The sequence below is a fragment of the Mycobacterium sp. NGS68 genome, from assembly GCF_059812195.1.
Window position 1 is genome coordinate 1 of record NZ_JCALCE010000044.1, and the last position, 21,912, is coordinate 21,912.

Below are 21,912 nucleotides of genomic sequence, written 5' to 3' on the forward strand. Positions count from 1 at the left end.
CAAGCCTGGGCACACCGCCAAACCGCCGCAGCTTGACTAATTACGCCCCTGGGATGTCTTTTGCGGCCGCTCGCGCCGGTCACGCGGCCCCCAAGATAGGGAATTTGCCGTATGTTCGCGGCCCCGGGGCAGTCCGAAAATGAGGATCGGGTGCGGCCGTCGGGGGCCGCCGAGGATGCGAGGGCTGGCAAATGTCGTCCGTATTTGTGATGCCGCATGAATTGACAACGGCGCAAACGGATTTGGCCAACATTGGTACGCGCCTGGGCGAGGCCAATGCCGCGGCGGCCACCAGCACGACTGGCCTGGTGGCAGCGGGGGCCGACGAGGTGTCGGCCGCGGTGGCGTCCGTATTCTCCGGCCACGGCCAGGCCTACCAGGCGCTCAGCTCGCAGTGGGCAGCCTTCCACGACCGCTTTGCGCGCGCGTTGGGCGCGGCCGACGGGGCATATGCGCAGGCCGAGGCCGCCAACGCGACTCCGCTGCAGGCCGTGGAGGGTGTGGTCAATGCTCCCGCCCAGGCGTTGGTGGGACGTCCGCTGTTCGGCAACGGCACCAACGGCGCCGCGGGCACGGGAGAGAACGGCGGGCCGGGCGGAATCCTGTTCGGCAACGGCGGCTCCGGTGGCTCCGGCGCGCCGGGGCAGGCCGGCGGCAACGGCGGTGCCGCGGGGCTGTTCGGCACCGGCGGCACAGGCGGTGTCGGGGGTGCCGGCGCGGCCGGCGGCAGCGGTGGCACCGGCGGCCTGCTCTACGGCAACGGCGGGCTCGGCGGCCAGGGTGGCGCCGCGGCGGTGGGGATCAACGGCGGCGCCGCAGGCCAAGGCGGTAGCGGCGGCAACGCAATTCTGTTCGGCACCGGCGGTGGCGGCGGGCAGGGTGGTACCGGTATCACCGGCGCCAGCGGAGTCAACCCCACCGTCAGCAGCGCGACGGCCGGCACCGGATCACTGGGCGCCGAGGCGAGTACGTATGCCACCGGCCAAATATTCGGGGGGAATGGCGGGACTGGTGCCGCGGGGGGAGTCGCCGCGACCGGGGGGACCGGGGGAACCGGCGGGTTTGCGCTGGCGGTGGCCACCAACGGCACCGCGACCGGAGGCAATGGCGGGGATGGCGGGGCAGGTGGCGCCGGCGGGGCCGGCGGCCTCGGCGGCGACGCCCAAGTGGTCACCACCGGTTTCGGTATCGCCACCGGCGGCAATGGTGGCAGTGGCGCCATAGCTTTGGCTCCGGGCGGCCTGGGCGGTGCGGGCGGTGCGGGCGGTGCTGCCGCCGTGAGTGCGTACACCTACGGCGGCGCCGGGGGCAGTGCGGGCACCGGCGGGGCCGGCGCGTCAGGGGGCGTCGGCGGGGCCGGGGGCGTGGGCGGAAGTGGTGGGCACGGAGGTCTGCTGGTCGGCGACGGCGGTGCCGGCGGCGCCGGTGGCCTCGGCGGCGGTGGCGGAAGCGGAGCCGGCGGTGGCAACGGCGGAATCGGCGGCGACGGCGGGTTCAGCGAACAGGCCAGCACGCGGTCGAGCGGCGGCAACGGCGGTGGCGGCGGCCTGGGCGGTACCGGTGGAGATGGCGGTCAGGGTGGCGCCGGCGGCAGTGGTGGCGCCGGCGGGGCCGCGGGTCTGGTCGGCAACGGCGGCGAAGGTGGCGCCGCCGGCCACGGCGGCACGGGCGGCGCGGGCGGTGTCGGCGGGACGGGCGGCGGCGGGGGCCAGGGCGGAACGGGGGAGCTGGCCACGAGCATCAATATCGGCGGCAATGGCGGCAACGGCGGCAACGGCGGAGACGGCGGCGCGGGCGGGAATGGCGGCGGCAGCGGCCTCGGCGGCGCCGGCGGCGCCGGCGGCGCGTTGATCGGCGATCAGGGCGTCAGCGCCGGCTCAGGACAGGGGGGCAGCGGTGGCAGCGGCGGGTCGGGTGGCGGCTACGGCAGCGGTGGCGGTGGCGGTTCCGGCTCGACGGCCAATGGCAACAGCGGCTCCCACGGCAACGCCGGCAATACGGGCAGCACCGGCCAGGACGGCTGATTGCCGGACAGCGCCGAACCGGCTAGACCCGCGCCCGCGCGTGCGCGGCGGCCTGCGTTCGGTTGTGCACGCCGAGCTTCGCGAGGATGGAACTGACGTGGCAGCCAGCGGTCTTGGGGCTGATACACAGCGAGGTGGCGATCTGAATGTTGCTCTGCCCCTGGGCGAGCAAGTTCAGCACTTCGCGTTCCCGCTTCGACAACCCGTCGGGGTCCGACAAGGTGTCGGTCCGGCGGCCGCGGGGCGCAGGGCCGCCCAGCGCCGCAAGGCGCTGCTGAGCCCGCCGGACCGCGGCCCGCGCGCCGAGCCGACGGAAGGTCGCCAACGCCGACTCGACCGCGGTGAGGTCCCCGCCAAGCTGGGCGATCGCCGCTTCGTACGGACAGCCGCGGTTGGCCCACGCCTGCGCTGCGGCATGCCAGTCTCCGGAGATCTCCAACTGGAAAGGCGTGAGCGGGGGGTCGACGGCCACCGACATCGACTGGGGGCCGGGCAACAGCATCCACCGGCGCAGTTGCCACGTCAGCGACGGATCCCGGTCTGCCTCCGCGTCGAGCAGGGCGTCGCGTGCCTCGCTTCGCGCGGTGTCGTCCTCGCCGGCCAGCCAGGCCGATTCGGCGCGGGCGCTGGCAATCGGAAACAGTCGCAGCTGGTCTGGCTCGGAGCTCGCCGCGATGTCCGCGAGGAGCGGGGTGACCGCGGGTTGCCCGCAGCGGGCGCGGATCAGCGCCAGGACCAGCCGCGGCAGGATGCGGTGCAGCGCCGGTAAACCTCGACGGCTGAGCAGGCTTTCGGCGCAACTGCCGGCGCGGGCCCACTCGCCGCGATGTAGGTCCACCAGAGCGCCGACACCGAGGTTGAAGGCCTCGAAGGTGAGCAGATTGCGGTCACGGCAATAGGACAGGGATTCGGCGATGTAGCGGTCGGCGCGTTCCAGGTCGTACTGCCGCGCCGCTGCCCAGCAAATGTCGGCGCCGAGCAGGCCGGCGTGTTCGCCGCGGTGGTCGGTGATCATCGCGTCGCGCCAGGCCGATTCGAGGTCGTCCCAACCGGGTTCCCCGTGCAGCACGCGGGCCAGTGCGGCGTACCCGCGCGCGCGGACGACGACGGCCTCGTCGCCGAGCTGGGTGCCCAACGCGATGGCCTCGGTGGCGTACTCGGTGGCTGCTGGGTCGAAGCGCAGCACGCCGATCTCGGCAAGGTTGACCAGCGACCAGGCCAGCTGCGGGCAGGGACCGGCCTGCTGCACCACCCGTAGCGACTCCCGCCCGGCCTCGGCGGCCTCGGCGACGCGGCCAAGCCCGTACAACTCGTGGGACAGCTGGCGCAGATCCTCGGCCTCGCCCACCCTGTCACCCGCCGCGCGGCGCAGTTTGACCGCCTCCCGCCACGACGACTGTGCCGCGTCACCAAGGCCGCACAAATGGCTGGCGAAGGCGTGTTGTTCCAGCCAGTGCGCCTTCTGTTCGGCGGCCGCGTCGGCGTGGCGCAGCGTCAACTCGTACAGTTCGGCGGCCTGGCTGTGTGCGCCCAGTAACGCGGCCCGCTCGGCGGCGGCGGACCCGTACCGGATGACGGCGTCGTGATTGACGGCCTGATCGGCGTGAAAAGTCAACAGTGCCAGCGTATTTCCCTCGATCGGTGGTTCGGCCAGCGCATCGAGGGCGCGGTTGTGCAAGGCCTTGCGCAGGTAGTCGGGAATTCGCTGCATGGTGGCGCGGCGGGCCAACTCGTGGCGAAACCGAATTGTATCCGCCTCGGCGACAAGCATTCCCGCGTCCAGGCATTCGTCCAGCGCGGCCGCCGCTTCCGGGCACACCTTGTGCACCAGCGTCACGTCGGCGCGCGGCCCGCACACCGCCACCGCTTGCGCGGTCCGGCGCGCCTCCGTCGAAAGGCGGCCCAGCCGTCCCCATACCGCCTCGAAGACGCTGCGCGGCAACAGATCATGGTCCAGCGCCTCGCCACCGTCGGCCAGCACCTCGGTGAGGTAGAACGGATTTCCGCCGGTGAGTTGGTGCAGGTAATCGACGTCTAGGCCGCTGCGTGCGGCCAGCACGCCGACAGCTTCGCGGGTCAGCGGCTCCAGCTTGATGCGGCTGATCGCCGCGCAGGTCGCCATGTCTCCCAAGGCGAGCGAGAGCGGGTGTCGGTGATCCAACTCGTCGTCGCGGTGAGACACCACGAGCAGCAGCGGTAACGACTGGGCGCGCCGGGCGAGGAAGCGCATCAGATCCAAGGTGGCCCCGTCGGCCCAGTGGGCGTCTTCGATCACCCACACCCAACGGCGCCCGTCCCGCAGGGCGGCAAGAAGTCGCCGATAGAGGGCGCCGGAGTCGCCGGATTCGATCGCCGCAACCAGGGGCGCGGCGGCGGCGCCGAACCCGACGACCGCGTCGAGCAGTGGACCCAGCGGACGCGGCGAGGCCAGCGGGTCACACCAGCCCAGCAACACCCGCATCGAGTCGTCCAGCGTCCGGATGAACCGGTTGATCACCGCTGTCTTGCCGACACCGGCCTCGCCGCGCAGTAACACCACTCGGCCGGACCCGCCCCGCGCGGATCGCGCCAACTCGTTAAGCTCGTCCAGCGCCGCGCGGCGCTCCAGCAGACAGTCCACCAGCCTTTCGCTCCCGTCCCGCCCCGCGCCCGCCGGACGGCGCGCACCGGCAGTGTGCGCTCTCGGGGCCGTCGTTCCCAGAGGTTCTGCCTGTTGAGGCCCTGTGAATCGCGGGTGCGGCTCTAGAGTGGCTCCCTGTGGCAGGCGATCATCAGCGACACCCTGGCGGCGGCTTCAACCCGCCCGAACCGACGACCAAGGGCGGCCCCGATTACGGGCGGTTCGTCGACGCGGTGCGCCGGCTGCAGGACCATGCCCGCGCCGTCGACGCGCCCGACGAGGTGATCACCCAGGCCGCCGACGCCCTGGAAAAACTGTCCGCGCTGCTGGCGCCCTACGACGCCGACGAATGGCACGCGCCGTCGGGCCGCCGGATGGACCTGCCGGTGCGCGGCAACGTGCTGACCATTCCGATGGACGCCCACCGGACCGACGACGGCCGCGTCGCCGGCTGGGCCCGGTTCGCCCGCTTCCACCTGGGCCGCAACGGCGCCGTGCACGGCGGTTCGCTCGGCATGCTGTTCGACACGGTCCTGGGGCTGACGGCCGTCTTGCTCACCGGCAGCCGCCGCCAGCGCACCGCCTACCTCAAGATCAACTACCGCAACATCGTGCCGATCGAAAAAGAGTTGCAGTTCGACGCCGGAGTGGACAGTGTGGACGGGCGCAAGATCTTCGTGTCCGGGCGGCTGAGCGACGGCGACACCCTGCTGACCGAGGCCGACGCGTTGTTCGTGCGGCTCAAGCCGGGACAGCCCTGAGGCGACCTCCCGATTAGCATGGTCGGCGATCGCTTCCAACCCACTTGAGCATTGGAGACCACCCGATGAGCGCCCCCGCCCCGATTCGGGTTCCCGCCGGGACTACCGCGGCCGCCGCGGTCGGCGAGGCGGGGTTGCCCAGGCGTGGCGCGCCCGACGCCGTCGTCGTGGTGCGAGACGCCGACGGCAAGTTGCGTGACCTGAGCTGGGTACCCGACACCGACGTCGAGGTGATCCCGGTGGCCGCCGACACCGACGAGGGCCGCAGCGTGATCCGGCATTCGGCGGCGCACGTGCTGGCGCAGGCCGTGCAGGACCTCTTCCCGCACGCCAAGCTCGGCATCGGGCCGCCGATCACCGACGGCTTCTACTACGACTTCGATGTGGCCGAGCCGTTCACGCCCGAGGACCTGGACAAGCTGGAAAAGCGGATGCGCCAGATCGTTAAGGACGGGCAACTGTTCGACCGCCGCGTCTACGCCTCAAAGGACCAGGCGCGCGCGGAGCTGGCCGGCGAGCCCTACAAGCTCGAACTCGTCGACGACAAGAGCGGCGACCCCGACGTGATGGAGGTCGGTGGCGACGAGCTGACGGCCTACGACAACCTCAATCCCCGCACCCGCGAACGGGTCTGGGGTGACCTGTGCCGCGGCCCGCACATCCCCACCACCAAACACATCCCGGCGTTCAAGCTGACCCGAAGCTCCGCCGCGTACTGGCGGGGGGATCAGAAAAACGCCAGCCTGCAACGCATCTACGGCACCGCCTGGGAGTCGCAGGAGGCGCTGGACCGCCACCTCGAGCTGATCGCCGAGGCGCAGCGCCGCGATCACCGCAAGCTGGGCGTGGAGCTGGACCTGTTCAGCTTTCCCGACGAGATCGGTTCGGGCCTGGCGGTATTCCACCCCAAGGGCGGCATCATCCGTCGGGAGATGGAGGAGTACTCGCGCCGTAAGCACGAGCAGGCGGGCTACGAGTTCGTCAACACCCCGCACATCACCAAGGAGCAGCTCTACATCACGTCGGGCCACCTGGAGTGGTACGCCGACGGCATGTATCCGCCCATGCACATGGACGCGGAGTTCAACGAGGACGGCACGGTGCGCAAGCCCGGGCAGGACTACTACCTCAAGCCGATGAACTGCCCGATGCACCATCTGATCTACCGGGCCCGGGGTCGCTCCTACCGCGAACTCCCGTTGCGGCTCTTCGAGTTCGGCAGCGTCTACCGCTACGAGAAGTCGGGGGTCATCCACGGCCTGACCCGCGTGCGCGGCATGACGCAGGACGACGCGCACATCTACTGCACGCGCGAGCAGATGCGCGAAGAGCTGGCCTCGCTGCTGCGGTTCGTGCTGGACCTGCTGGCCGATTACGGCCTGGACGACTTCTACCTGGAGCTCTCGACCAAGGACCCGGACAAGTATGTGGGCTCCGACGAGGTCTGGGACGAGGCCACCGCGGTCCTGCGGGAGGTCGGCGAGGCGTCGGGCCTTCAGCTGGTGCCCGACCCGGGCGGCGCGGCGTTCTACGGTCCCAAGATTTCGGTGCAGGTCAAGGACGCGCTGGGCCGCAACTGGCAGATGTCGACCATTCAGCTGGACTTCAACATGCCCGACCGGTTCGACCTGGAGTACACCGCCAGCGACGGCACGCGGCAGCGGCCGGTGCTGATTCACCGCGCGCTGTTCGGGTCCATCGAGCGGTTCTTCGGCGTGCTCACCGAGCACTATGCGGGCGCGTTCCCGGCCTGGCTGGCGCCGGTGCAGGTGGTCGGCATCCCGGTCGCCGACGAGCACGCCGCCTACCTGCAAGACGTTGCCGCGCAGCTGAAGTCGCATGCGGTGCGCGTCGAGGTGGACACCAGCGACGACCGGATGGCCAAGAAGATCGTGCACCACACCAACCAGAAGGTGCCGTTCATGCTGCTGGCCGGGGACCGCGACGTGGCCGCCGGCGCGGTGAGCTTCCGCTTCGGTGACCGCACCCAGATCAACGGCGTGCCCCGCGACGCCGCCGTCGCGGCCATCGTGAACTGGATCGCCGAGCGCCGCAACGTCACTCCGACCGCCGAGCTGGTGAAGGTTAGCCCGCCGTGAGCGAACCGGACGACACCATCTCCGACACCGGCGTCGGCCAGCGTGACCAGCTGCAGCGGCTGTGGACGCCGTACCGGATGACCTACCTCGCCGAAGCGCCGATGAAGCACGACCCCAACTCGTCGGCGGGCTCGTCGCAGCCGTTCACTGACATCCCGCAGATGTCCGACGAGGCGGGCCTGGTGGTGGCCCGCGGCGAACTCGTCTACGCCGTGCTCAACCTGTACCCCTACAACCCCGGCCATCTGATGGTGGTGCCCTACCGCCGGGTGTCTGAGCTCGAGGACCTCACCGAGCCGGAGAGCGCGGAGCTGATGGCGTTCATCCAGAAGGCCATTCGCGTCATCAAGAACGTGTCCCGGCCGCACGGCTTCAACGTGGGGCTGAACCTGGGGGCGTCGGCGGGCGGGTCGCTGGCCGAGCACCTGCACGTGCACGTGGTGCCGCGCTGGGGCGGCGACGCGAACTTCATCACGATCATCGGCGGCTCCAAGGTGATCCCGCAGTTGCTGCGCGACACCCGGCGGCTGCTCGCCACGGAATGGGCCCGGCAGCAATGAGGCGCCCGTGAGCAAGCTCCCGTTCCTGACGCGGGCGGCGTTCGTCCGGGTCACCAGGCCGGCCGCGCGGGTGGCGCTGCGCATGGGCCTCACGCCGGACGCCGTCACCGTCATCGGCACCACCGCGACGGTCGCGGCCGCGGCGACGCTGTTCCCGATGGGCAAGCTGTTCATCGGCGGCTGCGTGGTCTGGTTCTTCGTGGTGTTCGACATGCTCGACGGGGCGATGGCGCGCGAACGCGGCGGCGGCACCCGGTTCGGCGCGGTGCTGGACGCCACCTGCGACCGGATCAGCGACGGCGCGGTGTTCTGCGGGCTGCTGTGGTGGATCGCGTTCCACATGCACGACCGCCCGCTGGTCGTGGCCACGCTGATCTGCCTGGTCACCTCGCAGGTCATCTCCTACATCAAGGCCCGGGCCGAGGCCAGCGGCCTGCGCGGCGACGGCGGCTTCATCGAGCGCCCGGAGCGGCTGATCATCGTGCTGGTCGGCGCGGGTGTGTCGGACTTCCCGTTCATCGCCTGGCCGCCGGCGCTGCCCGTGGGCATGTGGGTGCTGGCGGTGGCCAGCGTCATCACCGTCGGGCAGCGGGTGTACGCGGTGCGGACCTCGCCCGGGGCCGTCGACCGCATCCCGCTGGACGAAAAGAGCGAGCCGTGATCCCGCCGTCGGTCAACTTGCGGCTGCCCGGACGGCCGCGCGCCCTGGTGACCGGGGCCGCCACCGACTACGCGTACGCCGCGGGCTGGATGGCCGTGCGCGCCATGCCGGAGTTCGTTGCCCGCAACGCCTTCGACGCCGGGGCCCGCTACGCCGCCCGCCGCGGCGGGCCCGAGCAGCTGCGCAAGAACCTGGCCCGTGTCCTCGGTGTGCGGCCGCGCGATGTCCCCGCGTCGCTGATGCGCGCGTCGCTGGCCTCCTACGCCCGGTACTGGCGGGAGGCGTTCCGGCTGCCGACGATGGACCACAGCAAGCTCGCCGTCGTGCTCGACCGGGCGTTCCGCGGCGTCGAGAATCTGGACGCCGCGATCGCCGCCGGCCGGGGCGTGGTGATGGCGCTGCCGCACAGCGGCAACTGGGACATGGCGGGGGTGTGGCTGGTGCAGACCCGCGGCACTTTCACCACCGTGGCGGAGCGGCTCAAGCCCGAGTCCCTGTACAAGCGGTTCATCGACTACCGCGAGAGCCTCGGCTTCGAGGTGTTGCCGCTGTCCGGCGGGCGGCAGGGCCCGTTCGAGGTGCTCTGCGAGCGGCTGGCCGACAACGGCGTGGTGTGCCTGATGGCGGAGCGCGACCTCACCCGCACCGGCGTCCAGGTCGACTTCTTCGGCGAGGCGACCCGAATGCCGGCGGGGCCGGCCAAGCTTGCGGTCCAGACCGGGGCGGCGTTGCTGCCCGTGCACTGCTGGTTCACCGACCGCGGCGGCTGGGGCTTCTCGGTGCACGAACCGTTGGACTGCACCAGCGGCGACGTCGGCGTCATCACCCAGGCGCTGGCCGACCAGTTCGCCACCAACATCGCCGCCCATCCCGCCGATTGGCACATGATGCAGCCGCAGTGGCTGGCCGATCTGTCCGATGCCAGACAGGCCTGGCTGAAGGAAACCTGATGCGGATCGGGATGGTCTGTCCGTACTCGTTCGACGTGCCGGGCGGGGTGCAGTCACATGTTCTGCAGCTGGCCGAGGTGGTGCGGGCCCGCGGGCACGAGGTCAGCGTGCTGGCGCCGTCGTCGCCGGACGTGGCGCTGCCGGAGTACGTCGTCTCCGCCGGCCGGGCCATCCCGATTCCCTACAACGGGTCGGTGGCGCGGCTGCAATTCAGCCCGGCCGTGCACGGCCGGGTGCGGCGCTGGCTGGCCGACGGCGACTTTGACGTCCTGCACCTGCACGAACCCAACGCGCCCAGCCTGTCGATGTGGGCGCTGCGGATCGCCGAGGGCCCGATCGTCGCGACGTTCCACACGTCGACCACCAAATCGCTGACGCTGACGGTCTTCGGGGGGCTGCTGCGGCCCATGCAGGAGAAGATCGTGGGGCGGATCGCGGTGTCCGACCTGGCGCGGCGCTGGCAGATGGAGGCGCTGGGGTCCGACGCGGTGGAGATCCCCAACGGCGTGGACGTCGCGGCGCTGGCCTCGGCGCCGCTGCTGGACGGCTATCCGCGGCCGGGCAAGACGGTGCTGTTCCTGGGCCGCTACGACGAGCCCCGCAAGGGCATGGCGGTCCTGCTGGACGCGCTGCCCAAGCTGGTGCGGCGGTTCGCCGACCTGCAGCTGCTGGTCGTCGGTCGCGGCGACGAGGACCAATTGCGAAACCAGGCCGGCGATTTGGCCGAACACATGCGGTTTCTGGGCCAGGTCGACGACGCCGGAAAGGCCTCGGCGATGCGCAGCGCCGACGTCTACTGCGCGCCCAACCTCGGTGGCGAGAGTTTCGGCATCGTCCTGGTGGAGGCGATGGCCGCGGGCACCGCGGTGGTGGCCAGCGACCTCGACGCGTTCCGGCGGGTGCTGGTCGACGGCGAGGTCGGGCGGCTGGTCGCCGTCGGGGACGGCGATGCGCTGGCCGACGGGCTGATCGCGGTGCTGGAAGACGGGGAGCTGCGGGAACGCTACGTGGCCGCCGGGACGGAGGCCGTCGCCCGCTACGACTGGTCGGTGGTGGCCAGCCAGATCATGCGGGTATACGAGACGGTCGCCGGGTCCGGGGTGAAGGTCCAGGTGGCGAGCTGATGTCGGCGCTGACGGTCGCGCTCATCGTGCTGGCGGCGGCGCTGTTCGTGATGCTGGTGGTGTTCGGCGCCTGGGGATATCAGCGCGCCAACCGGCTGGACCGGCTCAACGTCCGCTACGACCTGTCCTGGCAGGCGCTCGACGGTGCGCTGGCGCGACGAGCTGTCGTGGCGCGTGCGGTGGCGATCGACGCCTACGGGGGCGCGCCGGAGGGCAGGCGGCTGGCGGCCCTGGCCGATGCGGCCGAGCGCGCGCCGCGGCAGCAGCGCGAAGCGTGCGAGAACGAGCTGTCGGCAGCCCTGGCGATGGTCGATCCGACGGCGCTGCCGACGGGCCTGGTCGCCGAGCTGGCCGACGCCGAGGCCCGGGTGCTGCTGGCCCGCCGATTTCACAACGACGCGGTCCGCGACACCCTGGTGCTGGCCGAGCGGCGCATGGTGCGGCTGTTCCGGCTGGGTGGCAGGGCGCCGCTGCCAAGCTATTTCGAGATCGTCGAACGGTCGCACGGGTTGGCGCACGGCGTGCACGGGGTGCTCAACCACCGCACGTCGGCGCGGGTGGTGTTGCTCGACGAGTCCGGCGCGGTGCTGCTGCTATGCGGTTCGGATCCCGCCGGCGTGGAGGAGGTGGCGCGGTGGTGGTTCACCGTCGGGGGCGAGGTGCAGCAGGACGAGCGGCTGGCCGAGGCCGCCGCGCGTGAGTTGGCCGAGGAAACCGGCTTGCGGGTCGCGCCGGCCGAGATGATCGGACCCGTCTGGCGCCGCGACGAGGTGTTCGAGTTCAACGACAGACTGATCGACAGCGAAGAGTTCTTCTTCGTCCACCGAACCCGTCGCCTCGAGCCGTCCAGCGCGGGCCGGACCGAACTGGAACGGCGCTACATCCACGGCCACCGGTGGTGCACCGCCGAGGACATCGCCGAGCTGGTGGCCGCCGGCGAGACCGTGTACCCCCTGCAACTCGCCGAACGCCTCGGTGCCGCCGCCGCGCTGGCCGACAGCCGCATGGCCGGCCGGCCGCGGCAGCTGGAATCCATCCGTTAACCTGCGCGAGCAGACGCAAAAGCTCCCACACGCCCGGCGTGACGGGTGCTTTTGCGTCTGTTCGCGAGCGGGCCGCCAGCAACACATATATGTTTGCTGGGATGGTCGCGAGGCTCCGGGGGCGGGCCGCCGTCGTTCAATGCATTCAGGAGGGGGCAATGGCAGGGACGTACAGGAACCGGAAGAAAGACGGAGTGGGCGGCTGGGTACTTCTCTGCCTGGTCTTGGGGGGTGGCCTGCTGTATTTCGGCCTGCATCCATGGTGGTCGGACGGCGTTCCTCGGTGCGGCGGCCAAGTGATGACATCCGGCAGCAGGTGCAAGACCACGCACAACGGCAGCGTCAGCTACACCAGCTACAACGACGCCAAAGCGTATGCGGCGGAGCACTGGGGCACGCACCACATCATCATGGTGGTGGCCGGCGTCCTATTTCTGTTGGCCATCGTCTTTTTGATTTGGCGAAGCATGAGAGCCCGCCGAATCGGTTGAGTCGGCGTCGAGGTATCGGCTGTAGGCGGCGTCTGTAGGTGCCGCCCGCTGGGCCCCTCACTAGACTGGACCGACACCAGTTGAAGGAGGGATCAGCAGTGGATACCGCCGCAACGAACGGCAGTGGGCAGACGGGAACGGCCCGCGTCAAGCGCGGCATGGCCGAAATGCTCAAGGGTGGCGTCATCATGGACGTCGTCACCCCGGAGCAGGCCCGCATCGCCGAGGGCGCCGGTGCCGTCGCGGTGATGGCGCTGGAACGGGTGCCCGCCGACATCCGTGCGCAGGGCGGGGTGTCGCGGATGAGCGACCCCGACATGATCGAGGGCATCATCGCCGCGGTGACCATCCCGGTGATGGCCAAGGCACGCATCGGGCATTTCGTGGAGGCGCAGATCCTGCAAAGCCTCGGCGTGGACTACGTCGACGAGTCCGAGGTGCTGACCCCCGCCGACTACACCCACCACATCGACAAGTGGAAGTTCACCGTGCCGTTCGTGTGCGGGGCGACCAATCTCGGTGAGGCGCTGCGGCGCATCAACGAGGGGGCGGCGATGATCCGTTCCAAGGGCGAGGCCGGCACCGGCGACGTCTCCAACGCGACCACCCACATGCGGGCGATCGGCGGCGAGATCCGTCGGCTCGCGTCGTTGTCGGACGACGAGTTGTACGTTGCGGCAAAGGAATTGCAGGCGCCCTACGAACTCGTCGTCGAAGTGGCCCGGGCCGGCAAGCTGCCCGTCACGCTGTTCACCGCGGGCGGCATCGCCACCCCCGCCGACGCGGCGATGATGATGCAGCTGGGCGCCGAGGGCGTGTTCGTCGGCTCCGGCATCTTCAAGTCGGGCGATCCCGCGCAGCGTGCGGCCGCGATCGTCAAGGCCACCACGTTCTACGACGACCCGGACATGTTGGCCAAGGTGTCGCGCGGCCTGGGCGAACCCATGGTGGGCATCAACGTCGCGGACATCGCGCAGCCGCACCGCTTGGCCGAACGCGGGTGGTAGGACCGGGCTGGTAAGAACAACCCGTGGCGATCGAAGAGATCCTTGACCTCGAGCAACTAGAGGTCAACATCTACCGCGGCAGCGTCTTCAGCCCGGAGTCGGGGTTCTTTCAGCGCACGTTCGGCGGTCACGTGGCCGGGCAGTCGCTGGTATCGGCGGTGCGGACCGTCGACCCGCGCTACCAGGTGCACTCGCTGCACGGCTACTTCCTGCGGCCCGGGGACGCCAAAGAGAGCACGGTGTTTCTCGTCGAACGCACCCGCGACGGCGGATCGTTCGCCACCAGGCGGGTCAACGCCGTCCAGCACGGGGAGATCATCTTCAGCATGGGGGCGTCGTTCCAGGTCCATCAGGAGGGCATCACCCACCAGGACGCCATGCCGGCTGCGCCGCCCCCCGACGGGCTGCCCGGGCTGCAGTCGGTCCGGGTGTTCGACGACGCCGGGTTCAAGCAGTTCGAGGAGTGGGACGTCTGCATCGTGCCGCGCGACAAGCTGGCGCTGCTACCCGGCAAGGCCTCCCAGCAGCAGGTGTGGTTCCGCCACCGCGACCCGCTGCCGGATGATCCGGTGCTGCACATCTGCGCGCTGGCCTACATGAGCGACCTCACGCTGCTGGGATCGGCGCAGGTCACGCACCTCGACGAGCGGGAGCATCTGCAGGTGTCGTCGCTGGACCACGCGATGTGGTTCATGCGGCCCTTCCGCGCCGACGAGTGGTTGCTCTACGACCAGTCCTCGCCGTCCGCGTGCGGTGGGCGCGCCCTCACTCAGGGCAAGATCTTCACCCGGAGTGGCGACTTAGTGGCCTCAGTCATGCAGGAGGGGCTGACCCGCTTCAAGCGCGGGTATTCGCCGCAGTGAGCGCGCCGCGCGTCGGTGTGTTGGCGTTGCAGGGCGACACCCGCGAGCACCTCGCGGCGCTGCGCGAATGCGGGGCCGAGCCGATGACGGTGCGGCGCCGCAGCGAGCTGGACGCGGTCGATGCGCTGGTGCTGCCCGGCGGCGAGTCCACCACCATCAGCCACCTGCTGCTCGACGTCGACCTGTTGGAACCGCTGCGCGCGCGGCTGGCCGACGGGCTGCCGGCGTACGGTTCGTGCGCGGGCATGATTCTGCTGGCCTCCGAGATCCTGGACGCCGGCGTGGGCGGACGGCGGGCGCTGCCGCTGGGCGCGATCGATATGACGGTGCGGCGCAACGCCTTCGGCCGCCAGGTGGACTCCTTCGAAGGCGATGTCGCATTCGAAGGCCTCGACGACCCGGTGCGCGGGGTGTTCATCCGCGCGCCCTGGGTGGAGCGGGTCGGCGCCGGGGTGGACGTGCTGGCCTGGGCCGCGGACCATGTCGTCGCGGTGCGTCAGGGGCCGGTACTGGCGACGGCGTTTCATCCCGAGATGACCGGCGACCGGCGCATTCACCAGCTGTTCGTCGACATGGTGACCGGGCGTCGTTGAGCCATTGCCGAGGGCGGGCCGCCGTCCGCGTTGAGTCTGCGGCTGCTGCGCATCAGTGCGAGTAGGGGCCGCGGTGAGCGCAGAGTCATTGCGTGTGCCGGGGCGCAAGCAGCTAGTCAGGGTCAGGCCGTCGCCGCTGTCCACGTAGACTCGCTAGGCGAAGTATTCGAGCGAAAGAGGTCAAGAACACCAATGAGCGGCCATTCCAAGTGGGCCACCACCAAGCATCAAAAGGCCGTCAAAGATGCGCGCCGAGGCAAGGAATTCGCCCGGCTGATCAAGAACATCGAGGTCGCGGCCCGGACGGGCGGCGGTGACCCGGCGGGCAACCCGACGCTGTTCGACGCCATCCAGAAAGCCAAGAAGACGTCGGTGCCCAACGACAACATCGAACGGGCCCGCAAGCGGGGTGCCGGCGAGGAGGCCGGCGGCGCGGACTGGCAAACCATCACCTACGAGGGGTACGCGCCCAACGGCGTGGCGGTGCTCATCGAGTGCCTGACCGACAACCGCAACCGCGCTGCCAGCGAGGTCCGCGTCGCGATGACCCGCAACGGCGGCACCATGGCTGACCCGGGGTCGGTGTCCTACCTCTTCTCCCGCAAGGGCGTCGTCACCCTGGAGAAGAACGGCCTGACCGAGGACGACGTGCTGCTGGCGGTGCTGGAGGCCGGCGCCGAGGACGTCAATGACCTCGGCGACACGTTCGAAATCATCACCGAGCCAACCGACCTCGTTGCGGTGCGCAGCGCGCTGCAGGACGCCGAAATCGACTACGAGTCGGCCGAGGCCAGTTTCCAGCCGTCGGTCAGCGTGCCCGTCGACGTGGACGGCGCCCGCAAGGTGTTCAAGCTGGTAGACGCGCTGGAAGACAGCGACGACGTACAGAACGTCTGGACCAACGTCGACCTGTCCGACGAGGTGCTGGCCGCCCTCGACGAGGAGTAGGCCAAGCGCTTTCACACCGCCCGCCGGCAAATGTTTCTGAGCCGGTAATGGGGTTTGCCCGAACGCCGGACGCCGGGTCGGGATCGCGATACCATCTGGGCCTGCCGACAGTTCGGTTGCCGCGTGATGGCTGGGCTGTAGTTGGCCACGCGGGAGGTATGGATGTCGTTTGTGTTGGCTGCGCCTGAACTGATGGCGTCAGCGGCAACAAACCTGCAGAGCATCGGCTCCGCGGTGAGCGCGGCCAACTCTGCGGCGGCGGCTCCGACCATCAACCTGCTCGCCGCGGCCGAGGATGAGGTGTCGGCGGCCATCGCGGCGCTGTTCGGCACCCACGCGCAGGAGTACCAGGCCCTCAGCTCGCAGGTCAGGACCTTTCACGAGCAATTTGTGCAGTCTTTGAGCACCGCCGCGGGATCGTATGCGGCCACCGAGGTGGCCAACACCTCGCCGCTGGACGCCCTGGCCGTGTTCTCGCCGTGGAAGTTGCTCACCGGGCGCCCGCTGTTCGGCAACGGCGCCGACGGTGTGGACGGCACCGGTGGGGTGGGCGGCGACGGGGGTTGGATCGCCGGCAACGGCGGCAAGGGCGGATCCGGGGCGGACGGCACGCTCGGCCAAGCCGGCCAGGCGGGCGGCGCGGGCGGGGCGGCCGGGCTGCTCGGCAGCGGCGGCAGCGGCGGCGCGGGCGGCGCGGGCAGCGGTTCAGCCGACGGCGGCGTCGGCGGCAAGGGTGGTGCGGGCGGCACGCTCTACGGCAATGGCGGGGCCGGCGGAGCCGGGGGCGGCGGTACCGCTGCCGGTGCCGGTGGCATGGGCGGCGCCGGGGGCGCGGCCGGGATGATGGGCGACGGCGGTAAGGGCGGTGTCGGCGGCGCCGGCGTCGACGGGACCGCGGGCACCGACAACTCCACCGGCGTGGGCGGCAACGGCACCAACGGTGGACTCGGCGGGAATGGCGGCGCCGGCGGGGCCGGCGGCTCCGTGTCCGGCAACGGCGGGGCCGGTGGGGCCGGGGGAGTCGGTGGCACGGGCGGGTCCGGCGGCACCGGCGCCAGCGGTGCCGCCGCAACGGCGGCCGGCGGGAACGGCGACAACGGCAGCAACGGTGGAGTCGGCGGCAACGGCGGCCAGGGCGGCGCCGGCGGCGTCGGTGGCACGGCGGCCAACGGAACCGCGGGCGCCGCGGGCGCGGGCGGTGCCGGCGGCGCGGGTGGCACCGGCGGTATCGCGGGTAGCGGCGGCGCCGGGCACGCGGGCGATGCGAGCGTCGTCAACGGCGGCAACGGCGGCACCGGCGGCGACGCCGGCGCGGGCGGTGCGGGCGGTGCCGGCGGCGCGGCGGGTGCCCCGGGCGGCACCCCCGGCGCCACGGGTGTGGCCGGCGCCGCGCCGACCACCGGCGGCAACGGTGGCGCCGGTGGCAAGGGATTCGATGCCAGCGCCGCGTCCGGCGGCGTCGCCGGCGACGGCGGCGTCGGCGGTGACGCAGGGACGGTCGGTAACGGCGGCAAGGGCGGGCAGGGCGGCGCCGGCATGGCCGGCGGCAACGGCAATGCCGGCGTCGGCGCCGGCGCGTCCGGCGTCGACGGCACCGACGGCACCAACGGCGGCAACGGCGGTAACGGCGGCAAGGGCGGATCCCTCTCCGGCCACGGCGGCGACGGCGGCAGCGGCGGCGTCGGCGGCACCGGCGGCAACGGCGGCGCGGGCCAGAACGGCCAAAGCCAAACCCTCACCAACGCCGACGGCGGAACCGGCGGTAGCGGCGGCAATGGTGGCTCGGGTGGCACCGGCGGCAAGGGCGGGACCGGCGGTACCGCGCTGCACGGCGCCTCCGGCGTCGACGGCGACGGCGGCAAGGGCGGCGACGGCGGCACGGGCGGAACCCCCGGCGACGGGGGCAAGGGCGGCGCCGGCCAGGAGGGCGCCGACGTCGAGACGACCCGGGGCGGGGCGGGCGGGCAGGGCGGCAACCCCGGCACCGGCGGGGCCGGCGGTGGCGGCGGCCTGGCCGGCGGTAGCCACGGCACCAACGGCCTGCGCGGCACAACGGGCACCCAGCCCACCAGCGGCGGCAACGGCGGCGACGGCGGCCGGGGTGCGGACGCCCTGGCCACGGGCGACCGCGCCGGCACGGGGGGCGTGGGCGGCAACGGCGGGCGCGTCGGCAACGGCGGGCACGGCGGCGACGGCGGCAACGGCCTGGACGGCGTCGACGGCGCCGCGGCCACCGACGCCGGGCACAACGGCATCGACGGCACCGACGGCACCCCCGGCGGCGCCGGCGGCGCGGGCGGATCCGGCGGCAGCACCTCGGGCAACGGCGGAAACGGCGGCCAGGGCGGCAAGGGCGGCGACGGCGGCAGCGGCGGCGACGGTAAAGCCGGCGTCGCCGGCACCAATGCGGGCGAGTCAGGCCAGAACGGCGGCAGCGGCGGCAAGGGCGGGGGCGGCGGCACCGGCGGTACGGGTGGGTCCGGTGGTTCGGCGGCTCACGGCACCCAGGGCGTGGCCGGCGATGGTGGGGCCGGCGGCAAGGGCGGCGACGGCGGGGCCGCCAGCGACGGCGGAAGGGGCGCCGACGGCGACACCAACGGCATCACCACTGCCGGCAGCGGCGGCAACGGCGGCAACGTCGGCAGCGGCGGGACGGGCGGCGCCGGCGGCATCAAGGGCTTCACCGGCAGCGGCGGGACCGACGGCGCTCGCGGCGCCAACGGCGTCACCCTGACCAGCGGCGGCAACGGCGGTGACGGCGGCACCGGCGCGGCCTCCGTCAGCGTCGGCACCGTCGGCGGCAACGGCGGCAACGGCGGCAACGGCGGCAACGTCGGCAACGGCGGCAACGGCGGCGACGGCGGCCAGGGCGCCAAGGGTGCGGACGGCATCGCCGCGACCGCCCCCGGCGCCAAGGGCGGCGACGCCTTCACCGGCGGCGTGGGCGGCAACGGCGGCGACGGCGGCCGGGGTGGCATCACCTCCGGCAACGGCGGCAAGGGCGGGGCCGGTGGCACCGGCGGCACGGGCGGCACCGGCGGGGCCGGCGGCAACGGTTCGGACGGCATCGGCTTCGGCGCGAACGGCAACCCGGGCGGCCTCGGCGGCGCGGGTGGCACCGGCGGCGGGGGCGGCAAAGGCGGCACCGGCGGCGGCTTCACGACCGGCCACGGCACCGCGGGCGCGGTCGGCGATGGCGGCACCGGCGGCACGGGCGGCACCGCCGGGGCCGGCGGCAACGGCGGCGACGGTGCCGCCGCCCTCAGCGGCAGCACCAACCCTGTCGGCGGCGCCGGCGGCAAGGGCGGCGACCCCGGCACCCGCGGAACGGGCGGTGCGGGTGGTTTGTCCGGTGACAACCACACCCATGGCGCCCAAGGGGCGACCGGGGCCCTGCCGAGCACCGGCGGCAACGGCGGCGACGGCGGTAACGGCGGCAACGCGAGCGGCACCAACGGTGCCACCGGCGGGGTCGGCGGCAAAGGCGGCGACGCCGGCGCGGTCGGTGACGGCGGCAACGGCGGCAAGGGCGGCAACGGCGCGCAGGGCGCCGTCGGCGGGAACGGCACGGGCCAGGGCGGCACCGGCAACCAAGGCAACATCGGCGGCACCGGAGGCGCCGGCGGCGCGGGCGGGGCCGGCGGGTCCTCGTCCGGCGACGGCGGCAACGGCGGCGTCGGTGGCACCGGTGGCCAGGGCGGAACCGGCGGAAACGGCACGCGGGGCGCTGACGGCGGCGCCTCGGGCGCCAACGGCCAGACGGGGGGCAGCGGGGGTAAGGGCGGCGTCGGCGGCACGGGCGGCCAGGGCGGAGCGGCCGGTGTGGCGGCGCACGGCTCGAACGGTGACTCGGGCAACGGCGGCAATGGCGGCAAGGGCGGCATTGGTGGCGTGGGGGCCGGCGGCGGAAACGGCGCCGACGGCGACACGGGCGTGGTGGCTCAGGACGGCGGCCGGGGCGGCGACGCCGGCAACTCGGGCCTGGGCGGCGACGGCGGCGCCAAGGGTGTGGCGGGCGCCGGCACCGGCGGCATCGACGGCAGCGTGGGGGCCACCGGTGACAGGCCTCTGACCGGCGGAAACGGCGGCAGGGGCGGTAACGGCGGCAACGCGACCGGCACCGCCGCCACCGGCGGCAAGGGCGGCGACGGCGGTAACGGCGGGACCGTCGGCGCCGGCGGCGCCGGCGGCACGGGCGGCTCCGGCGGGCAGGGCGCCCAGGGCTCGTCGGGCGGCATCCCGCCGGCACCCGGGGCGAACGGCGGCACGGGCTACATCGGCGGCACGGGCGGCGACGGCGGCAAGGGCGGCAACGGCGGCACCCAGAGCGGCGCCGGCGGCGCCGGCGGCACCGGTGGCACCGGTGGCAACGGCGGCTTCGGCGGGGCCGGTGTCGGCGGGACCGGCTCCATCGACGGAACTGACGGCCAAAACGGCGGCAACGGCGGGGACGGCGGCAAGGGCGGCAGTGGCGGCCACGGCGGCAACGGCGGCACCTCGGTGGTGCCGCTGAGCGACGGCGCCGGCGGGGCCGGCGGCAAGGGCGGAACCGGCGGCGTTGCGGGTACCGGCGGCAACGGCGGCGCGGGCGGCAACGGCACCGAAACGTTGGCGGCCGGCGACGGCGGCGACGGCGGCCACGGCGGCGACCCGGGCGCCGGCGGTAACGGCGGACTCGGCGGTACGGGCTCGTCGACCGGCAGCACCGGCGCCCAGGGCAGCGATGGTGGCCCAGGCGGCAACGGCGGTACCGGCGGCAACGGCGGACCGGGCGGCAACGGGACCGTGGCAGGCCAGTCCGGTGGCAACGGCGGCGACGGCGGTCACGGCGGCAACGTCAACGGCTACGGCAACGGCGGCAAAGGCGGCGCCGGCGGCAACGGCATGGCCGGCACCAACGGCGACAACGGCGACGTCGGCACGCCGGGCGGCGTCGGGGTGGCGGCCGGCGACGGCGGCGACGGTGTCGACGGCATCAGCGGCGGTTCCGGCGGCAATGGCGGCAAGGGCGGCAACGGCGGCGTCCTGGGCGGCGACGCCGGGAGCGGCGGCAACGGCGGCACCGGCACGAACGGCGGCAACGGCGGCGACGGCGGTGGCGGTGGCGTCGGGGGTACATCGTTGGGCCCCAACGGCACCGATGGCGGCAACGGGGGCAAGGGCGGCAACGGTGGCGACGCGGGCGCCGGCGGCAACGGCGGCAACGGCGGGGCCGCCGGAACGGCGGGCCCGGGTGGCGCCGCCGGCGTCGTGGGCCAGGGCGGCAGCGCCGGGAACGCCGGCACCGCCGGCAACGGCGCCGCCGGCGGTGACGGGGGCGCCGGTACCCACGCCGGGTCGAACCCGACCGTCGTTCCCGGCAAGGGCGGCGACGGCGGCGACGGCGGCAACGGTGGCGCGGGCGCATCCGGCGGCACCGCCGGATCCGGCGCCGGCAGCCCGACGAGCGGCACCAGCAGCGTCGCCGGCAACGGCGCACACGGCGGTGACGGCGGAAACGGCGGCGACGCCGACAGCTCCACGCACCCCAACTCGGGCAATGGCGGCGACGGCGGCGACGGCGGGTCAGGGCTGCACGGCGCGAACGGCGGCAAGGGTGGCGACGCCGGCGACATCGTCGTCGGCACGGGTGGGACGCCCGGCCAAGGCGGTAACGGTGGCGACGGCGGCGACGGCAGCATCATCACCGGTTCGGGCGGGACCGGCGGTGTCGGCGGGACCGGTGGTACCGGCGGCAGCACCGTCGATATCGGCGCCAACGGCGGCCAGGGCGGAAAGGGCGGCAACGGCGGCTCGGCCGTCACCGGCGGCGCCGGCGGCACGGGTGGCATGGGCGGCAACGGCGGCGGGGCCGACGGTTCGGTTCCGACACCCGCCGGCACCGGCGGAACCGGCGGCGACGGCGGCATGGGCGGCAACAGCACGGTCGGGCTCGGTGCCACCGGCGGCCAGGGCGGCCAGGGCGGCACCGGCGGCCCCGGAGACGGCAGCGAAAACGGCGGCACCGGCGGGACGGGCGGCCACGGCGGCAAGGGCGGCGACGGGCCGAATTTGCTCCCCCTCCCGGGCGATGGCGGCTTCGGCAACGGCGGTAACCCGCCGTCGGGAACCACGCCCGGCACCGGCGGCGCCGGCGGTATCGGCGGCAGCGGCGGCGGCTAGACGGGC

Annotated in this window: 15 protein-coding genes; 14 read left to right on the forward strand and 1 reads right to left on the reverse strand. The window is 73.0% G+C overall.

Annotated features, from left to right (window positions below):
* The first annotated feature begins 191 nt into the window (after nt 1-191).
* Entirely contained in the window at nt 192-2,024 is a 1,833-nt protein-coding gene (locus tag AC5Y5V_RS28140; RefSeq protein WP_499941772.1) for a PE family protein, read from the forward strand.
* A gap of 22 nt (nt 2,025-2,046) precedes the next feature.
* On the opposite strand, the gene AC5Y5V_RS28145 is transcribed toward AC5Y5V_RS28140, so the two are convergent.
* Nucleotides 2,047-4,644: a helix-turn-helix transcriptional regulator gene (locus tag AC5Y5V_RS28145; protein WP_499941774.1), complete on the reverse strand. Its 2,598-nt coding sequence runs from the start codon at nt 4,642-4,644 to the stop codon at nt 2,047-2,049.
* A gap of 137 nt (nt 4,645-4,781) precedes the next feature.
* Here AC5Y5V_RS28145 and AC5Y5V_RS28150 point away from each other — a divergent pair, with 137 nt between their 5' ends.
* The 13 genes from AC5Y5V_RS28150 (at nt 4,782) to AC5Y5V_RS28210 (ending at nt 21,906) form a co-directional block, all read left to right on the forward strand.
* On the forward strand, nt 4,782-5,405 hold the full coding sequence (locus AC5Y5V_RS28150) for a PaaI family thioesterase (RefSeq protein ID WP_499941776.1): 624 nt from the start codon (nt 4,782-4,784) through the stop codon (nt 5,403-5,405).
* A 65-nt stretch (nt 5,406-5,470) separates the two neighbouring features.
* Nucleotides 5,471-7,504, forward strand: a complete 2,034-nt coding sequence (gene thrS, locus AC5Y5V_RS28155) for a threonine--tRNA ligase (RefSeq protein ID WP_499941778.1) — start codon at nt 5,471-5,473, stop codon at nt 7,502-7,504.
* The gene (locus tag AC5Y5V_RS28160) at nt 7,501-8,064 is read left to right on the forward strand and encodes an ATP adenylyltransferase (protein WP_499941780.1); all 564 of its coding nucleotides are present in this window, start codon (nt 7,501-7,503) and stop codon (nt 8,062-8,064) included. The genes thrS and AC5Y5V_RS28160 overlap by 4 nt, the downstream gene beginning before the upstream one ends.
* Before the next feature lie 7 nt (nt 8,065-8,071).
* Entirely contained in the window at nt 8,072-8,725 is a 654-nt protein-coding gene (gene pgsA, locus AC5Y5V_RS28165; protein WP_499941782.1) for a phosphatidylinositol phosphate synthase, read from the forward strand.
* Nucleotides 8,722-9,675, forward strand: a complete 954-nt coding sequence (locus AC5Y5V_RS28170; RefSeq protein ID WP_499941785.1) for a phosphatidylinositol mannoside acyltransferase — start codon at nt 8,722-8,724, stop codon at nt 9,673-9,675. The genes pgsA and AC5Y5V_RS28170 overlap by 4 nt, the downstream gene beginning before the upstream one ends.
* The gene (locus AC5Y5V_RS28175) at nt 9,675-10,799 is read left to right on the forward strand and encodes a glycosyltransferase family 4 protein (protein ID WP_499941787.1); all 1,125 of its coding nucleotides are present in this window, start codon (nt 9,675-9,677) and stop codon (nt 10,797-10,799) included. The genes AC5Y5V_RS28170 and AC5Y5V_RS28175 overlap by 1 nt, the downstream gene beginning before the upstream one ends.
* Nucleotides 10,799-11,842, forward strand: a complete 1,044-nt coding sequence (locus AC5Y5V_RS28180) for an NUDIX hydrolase (RefSeq protein ID WP_499941790.1) — start codon at nt 10,799-10,801, stop codon at nt 11,840-11,842. The genes AC5Y5V_RS28175 and AC5Y5V_RS28180 overlap by 1 nt, the downstream gene beginning before the upstream one ends.
* A gap of 158 nt (nt 11,843-12,000) precedes the next feature.
* A complete protein-coding gene (locus AC5Y5V_RS28185; RefSeq protein WP_499941792.1) occupies nt 12,001-12,333 on the forward strand; it encodes a hypothetical protein in 333 nt (110 codons plus the stop codon).
* A 98-nt stretch (nt 12,334-12,431) separates the two neighbouring features.
* A complete protein-coding gene (gene pdxS / locus AC5Y5V_RS28190; RefSeq protein WP_499941794.1) occupies nt 12,432-13,340 on the forward strand; it encodes a pyridoxal 5'-phosphate synthase lyase subunit PdxS in 909 nt (302 codons plus the stop codon).
* Between the two features lie 23 nt (nt 13,341-13,363).
* Nucleotides 13,364-14,203: an acyl-CoA thioesterase II gene (gene tesB / locus AC5Y5V_RS28195; RefSeq protein WP_499941796.1), complete on the forward strand. Its 840-nt coding sequence runs from the start codon at nt 13,364-13,366 to the stop codon at nt 14,201-14,203.
* Nucleotides 14,200-14,796, forward strand: coding sequence for a pyridoxal 5'-phosphate synthase glutaminase subunit PdxT (gene pdxT, locus AC5Y5V_RS28200; RefSeq protein WP_499941799.1), 597 nt, complete (start codon nt 14,200-14,202; stop codon nt 14,794-14,796). The genes tesB and pdxT overlap by 4 nt, the downstream gene beginning before the upstream one ends.
* A 192-nt stretch (nt 14,797-14,988) precedes the next feature.
* Nucleotides 14,989-15,744 carry a YebC/PmpR family DNA-binding transcriptional regulator gene (locus tag AC5Y5V_RS28205; protein ID WP_499941801.1) on the forward strand — a complete coding sequence of 252 codons (756 nt, stop codon included), beginning with the start codon at nt 14,989-14,991 and terminating at the stop codon, nt 15,742-15,744.
* 162 nt (nt 15,745-15,906) lie between these two features.
* On the forward strand, nt 15,907-21,906 hold the full coding sequence (locus tag AC5Y5V_RS28210) for a PE family protein (RefSeq protein WP_499941803.1): 6,000 nt from the start codon (nt 15,907-15,909) through the stop codon (nt 21,904-21,906).
* Nucleotides 21,907-21,912: the final 6 nt, after the last annotated feature.

Excerpts from the sequence above, each read along its gene's own strand:
- AC5Y5V_RS28180 (WP_499941790.1), top strand. The coding sequence starts at position 10,799 with ATGTCGGCGCTGACGGTCGCGCTCATCGTGCTGGCGGCGGCGCTGTTC.
- AC5Y5V_RS28185 (WP_499941792.1), top strand. The coding sequence starts at position 12,001 with ATGGCAGGGACGTACAGGAACCGGAAGAAAGACGGAGTGGGCGGCTGG.
- AC5Y5V_RS28205 (WP_499941801.1), top strand. The coding sequence starts at position 14,989 with ATGAGCGGCCATTCCAAGTGGGCCACCACCAAGCATCAAAAGGCCGTC.
- AC5Y5V_RS28140 (WP_499941772.1), top strand. The coding sequence starts at position 192 with ATGTCGTCCGTATTTGTGATGCCGCATGAATTGACAACGGCGCAAACG.
- AC5Y5V_RS28175 (WP_499941787.1), top strand. The coding sequence starts at position 9,675 with ATGCGGATCGGGATGGTCTGTCCGTACTCGTTCGACGTGCCGGGCGGG.
- AC5Y5V_RS28210 (WP_499941803.1), top strand. The coding sequence starts at position 15,907 with ATGTCGTTTGTGTTGGCTGCGCCTGAACTGATGGCGTCAGCGGCAACA.
- thrS (WP_499941778.1), top strand. The coding sequence starts at position 5,471 with ATGAGCGCCCCCGCCCCGATTCGGGTTCCCGCCGGGACTACCGCGGCC.